The organism is Streptomyces sp. NPDC059002 (genome assembly GCF_042740435.1).
Classification (GTDB): domain Bacteria; phylum Actinomycetota; class Actinomycetes; order Streptomycetales; family Streptomycetaceae; genus Streptomyces.
Genome location: NZ_JBHYJI010000016.1, coordinates 36,343 through 43,783 on the forward strand (window position 1 = coordinate 36,343; position 7,441 = coordinate 43,783).

Genomic DNA, 7,441 nt, shown 5'->3' on the forward strand with positions numbered 1-7,441 from the left:
CGCAAGGTGAGCGGTGTCCGTCGCCTGGCTCCGCAATGGCCGTGGGCCTGGTGGGACCCAGCGGGTGTACGTCAGACGGCGGTCGACAACTCGCGCAGGGCGTCCGTCAGTTGTACGAGAAGCTCCTCGGCCTGCGCGTCCGACATGCCGTCCGCGCGCCTGCTCACCAGGAGTTCCCAGGCGCCGTCGGGCTGGGGGACGGCCTCGATCAGCAGCTCGAAACCGGTGTGAGGGGGGCGGATGCGCAGGGGTTCCGCGTTCACCGATTCGCCGAGACGGACGCGTGGGGGCTGGTTCTGCAGGATGACCCAGGTCTGGAACCAGGGGTGCCGGTCCCGCTTGGGCTGCAGGGTGCGGACCAGTTCGTCGAAGGGGGTGCGGGCGTGCTGGAAGGCCGCGGCGACGGTGCGGGCGCAGGTGGTCAGGAGGTCGGCGGCGTCCTGGGCGGGGACGGACGTCAGGGGAATCGGCAGGGAGTTGACGAAGCAGCCGATGACCGGTTCGACCTCGGGGTCGTGGCGGCCGGGCGACACGGTGCCGAGGCAGAGGTCGTCGACGCCGAAGAGCCGTGACAGGGACCGTCCGGCCGCGGCAAGGAGTGCGGCGACCGGTGGGCCGCCGAACGCGTCGGCGGCACGGGTCAGTTGGGCGACGGTTTCGGGGGACACCCGCAGGACGGATTCGACGCGGCGGCCCTGGGAGTCGTCGGAGGGGCCGGGCAGGAAGGGGTGCGGCGGCTCCCTGAGGACCTCTTGCCAGTACGGCAGGTCGTGCTCCCGCCAGGAGTCGAGGCGGTCCTGCTCCCAGGTGCTGAACCCGGCGTAGGTGACGCGCGGCGGTTCGGGCAGCGGTGCGTCCGGGGCCATGGCGGCGGCGAGGTCTTCCATGAACAGGGTTTCCGACCAGCCGTCGAAGGCCAGGTGGTGCAGGCGCAGGCAGAAGAGGTGCGTCTGCTCGTCGACGCGGCACAGCCGCAGCCGGAGCGACGGCTCCTTCTCCAGGTCCGTGGGCCAGCCCCACCAGTCCGCGGAGATCTCCTCGGCGAGCTCGCGCAGGCCGTTCCCGTCCGCGGGGTGCGGCGCGGTCGTGTGTTCCAGGGGCACGGTGGTGACGTCGGCGGGCAGGGGGCGCTGTATCGCTCCGCTGCCCTCGTAGGGGTACACGGTCCGCAACACCGCGTGCCGCGCGACGAGTTGGCCGAGGGCCGCCTCGAACCGGCGGGTGTCCAGGGGGCCCGTCAGGGCGTAGGCGAGGACGATCACGTTGTCGGCGTCGCCGGGGGTGAACTCCTCGGACAGCCAGAACCGCTTCTGGGCGCGCGACAGAGGGGCGTCGCCGTGGTCGGCGCCGAGCGAACCCGGTCCCGCGTCCGCCGACTGCTCCCGGTCGCCGCTCAGGGCAAGGAGTTTGTCGAGGGTCCGCTGCCGGTAGACGTCGGCCGCCGTCACATGGGCTCCGGTGCGGGAGCTGATCCGGGAGGCGAGCCGCACCGCGTCCAGGGAGGTGAGCCCGGCGCGGAAGAGGTCGTCGTGGGACGCGGGTCCGGGCTGGCCGAGGAGTTCTCCGATCTCGGTGAGCAGCTGGTGGGCGACCGAGTCGGGGGCGTCGGGGGAGTCCGTGACGGGGGTGGCGGGGGCGGGTGCCGAAGCGGCGGCGTCCTGTTCGAGCAGCGCGCGGACCGCCGCGTAGTCGGCCTTGCCCGTGGGGCTCAACGGCAGGGTCCGCAGGTGGAGTTGGCGGCTCGGCACCATCGCGTCGAGCAGCGTACGGGCCGCGACGTCGCGCAGTTCGCGCGGGTCGAGGGGCGCGCCGTCGAGGGTGGTGTAGGCGCAGGCGAGCTGGGGCCGCCCTGGCGTGGTCTCGATGCGCAGTACGCAGCTGGTGGCGACGGCGGGGTGTGCCTCCAGGGCCTTCTCGACCTCGCCGGGGGCGATGCGCACGCCCCGGATCTTGAACTCGCGGTCGGCGCGGCCCCGGTAGCGGTAGTTGCCGTCCTCGTCGAGTACGGCCAGGTCTCCGGTGCGGTAGTGGCGGACGCCGTCCAGGTCGAAGAAGGCCTTCGCCGTGGCCTCGGGGTCGGCGAGGTAGCGCAGGGCGAGGCCGTCGCCCGAGATGGCGACCTCTCCGATGTCGCCGGGTTCCGCACGGTCCCCGGAGGGCGTCACCAGGGTCACGCCGGTGCGGGGCACCGGGCGGCCGATGGGGACCTCGGTGGAGGTCTCGTCGACGTCCTTGGCGCGGATGACGTGCGTGGTGGCGAAGATGGTGCTCTCCGCGGGGCCGTAGCCGTTCACGACGTGCAGGTCGGGGAAGGCCGTCAGGACCCGGCGGACATGGGCGGGTGAGACGCGTTCGCCGCCGACGAGCAGCAGCCGGATGCCGCGGAAGACCTCGACGTCCTCCTCGGTGAGCACGTTGAACAGCGAGCTGGTCAGCCACAGGCTGTTCACCCCGCGCCCCACCAGTTCGCGCAGGGTGGCCGCGTCCACGGCGGGGTGGTCGCGGTCGAGCAGGACGCAGCAGCCGCCGTTCAGCAGCGGGGCCCACAGCTCCAGGGACATGCCGTCCCAGGGCAGCGGCGCCGCCTGGAGGAACACGCTGTCGGCGGCCACGGGAATGGACGGGCAGTCGACGAGGGTGCGGATGGTGCCGCGGTGCGGTGACATCACGCCCTTGGGCTGCCCGGTGGAGCCGGAGGTGAAGAAGACGCACGCCGCCTCGGTGCCGTCCTCGAAGGGGTGCAGCGCGACTGGCTCGGCCGGGCCGGCCGCGAGGTCCGCGAAGGTGTCATCGGACACCACCACGGACGCCCCGGAACGCCGGATGATCAGGTCGGTGCGGGCCGCGGGCCAGGCGGTGTCGACGGCGATGTAGGTCGCGCCCACTTCGAGGACGGCCAGGAGCGCCACGACCAACTCCGGTGAGCGTTCCATGCGTACGGGGACACAGTCGCCGTGCCGCACCCCCGCGGCGTGGAGCCCCGCTGCCATGGTGGCCGCCTGCTGCCGCAGTTGCGCGTAGGTGAGCGCACGGTCGCCCTGGCGCAGGGCGACCGCTTCGGGCGTGCGCCCGGCGTGGTGGGCGATGACGCGTTCGATGCGTTCACCACGTGCATAGGGGCTGTGCATGTCCATGGGGCATCGCTCTTTCGGCTAAGGCACGCGCGGGGCTCGTCGTGTCGGTCCGTCACACCCGGGCGTCGTCGAAGCAGGTGCGGCGCGACGCGATCGACGTGGTGCCCGCCTCCTCGGTCAGGTCGAAGAAGTCACCGAAGGGCGCTCCGACGGAGGGGGCGCCCTTCGCGCTGGCGCGGCGAATGGTGAAGAACTCGCTGAATTCGGCTGTTCCCCCGAGCACGGGGCGGCCCGGCCGCCCGGGGCGGACCAGTCCCTCCGCGGTGCTGTCGGGGGCCGTCATTTCAGGGTGCTCTCCGTTCTTGGTTTCCTCGATGGGGCGGCCCGGTGAAGAGGGCGGCCCGTTCGGTCGGGCGGCTGCGGCGGAAGGCGGCACGGTACTTCCGCGCGACGTCCAATTCGCGCCATGGCTCGCATGCATCCGGAAGGCTAGCAGGGAATCGACGCCCCGTTCGAAGAAGTTCTTCTTCGTTCCGTAGGGCGTTGTTCCCGGACTGGTCGGTTCCTGTATTCCCGCTGGTGGTACGGGCGCCGTATGGGCGAGTTGGGGCAAGTCGCGCCGTTCGACCTCGTTGGCGCCGTCAATTCCCTCTTGGTGCCGCTTTCTCTGGAAGTGCGCGCCCCAGGCGCACCTCGTGGCTCGAAGCGGACGTTCCGCTTCAGCGGGGAACGTTGACCAAAGAATGGTTGACTCGATTTGGTCCAGCGGGTTGACTACCTGAACTCCGGGGGGCGGTCACATGAATGAGGGGTTTTGTGAGGGCGGGTCGGCGAGGCGAATTAGCGTCGATCAGCTGGCGTTTCCGGGCGCTTGTGGCCGGCTACGCCATTTCCGCCTATGGAAACTTCCTCAATCTGATCGCCCTGAGCCTGTTCACCTACGAAGTCGTGGGCAGCGCCTTCGGTATCGGCGCGGTGATGGCGCTCCGGCTGTTCTCCGGGATGCTGGCGGGCCTGGGCGCGGGCGCGCTCACCACGGCCCTCGGCCGCCGCACCGTGATGATCGGCACCGATGTGGCGCAGGCGCTCGCGATGGCGCTGCTCGCGGTCGGCGCCCACGACCCCTCGCTCGTCCTGCTCCTGGGCGCGGTCGTCGTCCTCGGCGCGGGGAACACGCTGTTCACGGTGGCGCTGCGCAGCGCCGTGCCGGTGCTCGTCGGGCACGACGAACGCTCGCGGGCCAACGGGCTGCTCGTGGCGGGGCGTTCGGCCGCCACCGTCCTCGGCTACGGCTCGGCGGCGGCCGTCATCGCCTCCGGCGGATACGCGCTCGCGTTCGCGGTCAACAGCGCCAGTTTCGTGGTCTCGGCGGCGGTGGTGCTGGTGCTGCGGCCCCGCACCGACGCCGAGGGCACGACGTACGAGGAGCCCTCGAAGGAGCCGGTCACGGGGCGGCGGGGGAGGGGCGTGAGGCTGGGAATCGCGGGCATTCCCGCGCTGCTGGCCGGGGCGCTCCTGCTGCGCGGCGCCGACGCGTTCGCCTCCTCCTCGCACAATGTGGCCCTGCCGATCGTGGCCGACCTGGAGTCCCCGGACAATCCGGCGCTGTTCATGACCCGGTTCTGGGCGGCCTGGGCCGTGGGCGCGCTCCTCTCCCACCAGGTCCTCAAGCGGTTCCGGCGCGAAGAGGCCTACGGCGAGCGGGCGTTCGCGCTCGGCACCGCCGCCATGGCGGTCTTCTTCGTGCTGGTCTTCGTGCTGGTGTCCGCGGGGTCCCCCGCCCCCGCCCTGATCGCGGCGGCCCTCGCGGCGGGGCTCGCCGACGGCTGCACCGAGATCGTGTACGTCTCGCGGCTGCAGGCCGCGCCCGAGCGGGAACGCAGCCGCCTGCTCGGCATCTCGGCGTCCGCGGAGACCGCCGGGTTCACCCTCGGCATGGTCGCCGCGGCCGCCGCGCTGGAGGGCCTCCCCGTGCTCGCGGTCGTCGCCGCGTTCCACGGGACGGCCCTGTGCGGGGCGTTGGCGCTGCTGGCGTTCGCCGCGGCCCGCCGTCGCGGCGGCGGGGCGGCGCCAGCGACATCTCAAGGAACGGCACCACTGACGTCTGAAGGAACGGCACCACGTACGCCTGAAGGAACCGCACCACCGGCACACGAAGGAACCGCACCACTGACAGCTCAAGGAGAAGGGGGCGCGCATGGCACGCGTACGGGGGCAGGCCCTTTGTCGGGGGCCTGAGCCGGAACTCGGCGGGGACGACCCCCGTGACGCGGTGCGTGCCCTGCTCGGGGCGGCGGCCGCCGACGGGGGCGCGGGAGTGGTCACGGTGGGCCCCGAGGGCCGGGCCGCCACACTGACGTACCCCCAACTCCTCGACCGGGCACGGCGGTTCCTGACCGGGCTGCGGGCGCGAGGGGTGCGGCCCGGGGACACCGTGGTGCTGTGCGGGCTGCCGCTCGACGTGTTCTTCCCTGCCTTCTGGGGCTGCGTCCTCGCCGGTGCCGTGCCCGTGGCCGTCACCGACCCGCCCGCCCCCGGCTCGGTGGCCGCGCAACGGCTGCGCCACACCCGCGCGTTGCTCAAGGACCCCCTCGTACTCACCGACGCCCTGGGAGCGACGGATCTCGCGGCCGCCGACGGGGACGAGCGGGTGGCCGTCGCCGACGACGTGCTCCGGCACCCGCCGTCGTACGACCACCACGAACCCCAGGCGTCGGACACCGCACTGCTCATGCTCTCCTCCGGCAGCACGGGCGCGCCCAAGGCGGTGCGGCTCACGCACGCCGGGCTCGCCGACTTCGCGGCGAGCGCCCGCCGGATCCTGCCCGTGGCGACGGGCGACACCTTCGTCAACTGGCTGCCGGTGGACCACAGCGGGGCGTTCCTGCTCTACCACGTACTCCCGGTGTTCACGGCCTGCACCAACGTGCACGCACCCACCCGGACGGTCCTCACCGACCCGCTGCGCTGGCTCGACCTGCTCCACGAGTACCGCGCCCAGCACGGCTGGGCGCCCACCTTCGCGTACCAGCTGGTGGTGGACGCACTCGCCGAACAACCGGACAGACGCTGGGACTTGAGCCATCTGGCCTCGCTGCTGTGCGGCGGGGAGCAGATCGTCCTGCCGGTCCTGCGGGCCTTCCTCGACGGCACGGCGGACTTCGGTGTCCGCGAGCGGCACCTCGTCCCCGTCTGGGGCATGGCCGAGACGGTCACCGCGATCACCTACGGGCGCCTCGACCGGCCGGGCACCGTGCACCGCCTGGTCAAGTCCAGCCTCGGCGGGGAGCTGCGGAGCGCGGACGCGGACACGCCGGACAGCGACCGCGTGACCTTCGTCGCGGCCGGTTCGCCCGCCCACGGCGCGGCCCTGCGGGTCGTCGACGGCGAAGGGCGGCCCCTGGAGGGCGGCAGGATCGGCCAGTTGCAGGTGAGCGCGCCGCTGCGGCTGACGCCGGGATACGTCGACGACCCGGACGCCGATGCCGCGGCCTATCCGCGGGGCCGCGACTGGCTGGACACCGGTGACCTGGCGTTCCTCGCCGACGACCAGGTCGTCGTCACCGGCCGCCGCAAGGACGTGATCATCCTCGACGGCCACAACGTGTACGCCCACGAGATCGAGGCGGCCGCCGCGGCGGTGGCCGGGGTCCGCATCGGCGAGGTGGCCGCCTGCGGGATACCGGACGCCGGGCGCGGCACGGAACGGCTCGCCGTGTTCTTCGTCGGCGGGGCGGCCGAGGAGGACGCCCGGATCGCGCGCCAGGTCAAGGCGGAGCTGTTCACCCGCCTCGGCCTGACCGCCACGCACGTGCTGCCCGTCCCGCAGGACCGGTTCCCGCGCACACCCGCAGGCAAGGTGCGGCGCACCGAGCTGCGGGATCGTTTCGTCGAGGGGGAGTTGAGGGCGGGGCCGGGGGAGGCCGCCGGTGGTGGCGCGAGTGCGGGCGCGGGTGCCGGTGCCGGAGACCGGGACGGTGGCGTGGCGCGTGCGGTGGGGGAGGAACTGGCCGCCGTGCTGGGGCGGCCGGGGGCGGCGCAGGTGCCGTTCTACGAACTTGGCCTGACCTCCGTGCAGTTGATGCGGCTGCGGGGGCGGCTCGAGGAGCGGCTGGGGCGGGGGATCGCACAGACCGCACTGTTCGAGCACCCTACGGCGGAGGCGCTCGCCGCGCATCTCGCCGCGTATCTCGTTGCGGGTGAGGTCCTTGCGGAGGGGCCTGTGCGGCAGTCGGGGGTGGGCGAGGTCCCTGCGGCGGAGCTCGTGCGGCAGCACGAGGCGGGTGGGGTCCCTGCGGCGGCAGCCGCGCCGCAGCCCCAGGCGGGTGAGGTGTCTGCGGCGGAGCCCGTGCCGCAGTCCGAGGCGG

Annotated in this window: 4 protein-coding genes; 2 read left to right on the top strand and 2 right to left on the bottom strand. The window is 72.9% G+C overall.

The window, feature by feature from the left end; all coding sequences use genetic code 11:
- Positions 1-71: 71 nt before the first annotated feature.
- Positions 72-3,134: an amino acid adenylation domain-containing protein gene (locus tag ACFWZ2_RS17070; protein ID WP_384546323.1), complete on the bottom strand. Its 3,063-nt coding sequence runs from the start codon at positions 3,132-3,134 to the stop codon at positions 72-74.
- 52 nt (positions 3,135-3,186) lie between these two features.
- On the bottom strand, positions 3,187-3,417 hold the full coding sequence (locus ACFWZ2_RS17075) for a hypothetical protein (protein WP_384546325.1): 231 nt from the start codon (positions 3,415-3,417) through the stop codon (positions 3,187-3,189).
- A 530-nt stretch (positions 3,418-3,947) separates the two neighbouring features.
- Between ACFWZ2_RS17075 and ACFWZ2_RS17080 the strand changes: the two genes are divergently transcribed.
- Together ACFWZ2_RS17080 and ACFWZ2_RS17085 are read left to right on the top strand one after the other, a co-directional pair.
- Positions 3,948-5,312, top strand: coding sequence for an MFS transporter (locus tag ACFWZ2_RS17080; protein WP_384546326.1), 1,365 nt, complete (start codon positions 3,948-3,950; stop codon positions 5,310-5,312).
- Positions 5,272-7,441: non-ribosomal peptide synthetase (locus ACFWZ2_RS17085; protein ID WP_384546328.1), on the top strand; the 2,170-nt coding region annotated here is incomplete at its 3' end. The genes ACFWZ2_RS17080 and ACFWZ2_RS17085, both read left to right, overlap by 41 nt.

Coding starts and splice junctions, on each gene's coding strand:
- ACFWZ2_RS17070 (WP_384546323.1), bottom strand. CDS start 3,134: ATGGACATGCACAGCCCCTATGCACGTGGTGAACGCATCGAACGCGTC.
- ACFWZ2_RS17075 (WP_384546325.1), bottom strand. CDS start 3,417: ATGACGGCCCCCGACAGCACCGCGGAGGGACTGGTCCGCCCCGGGCGG.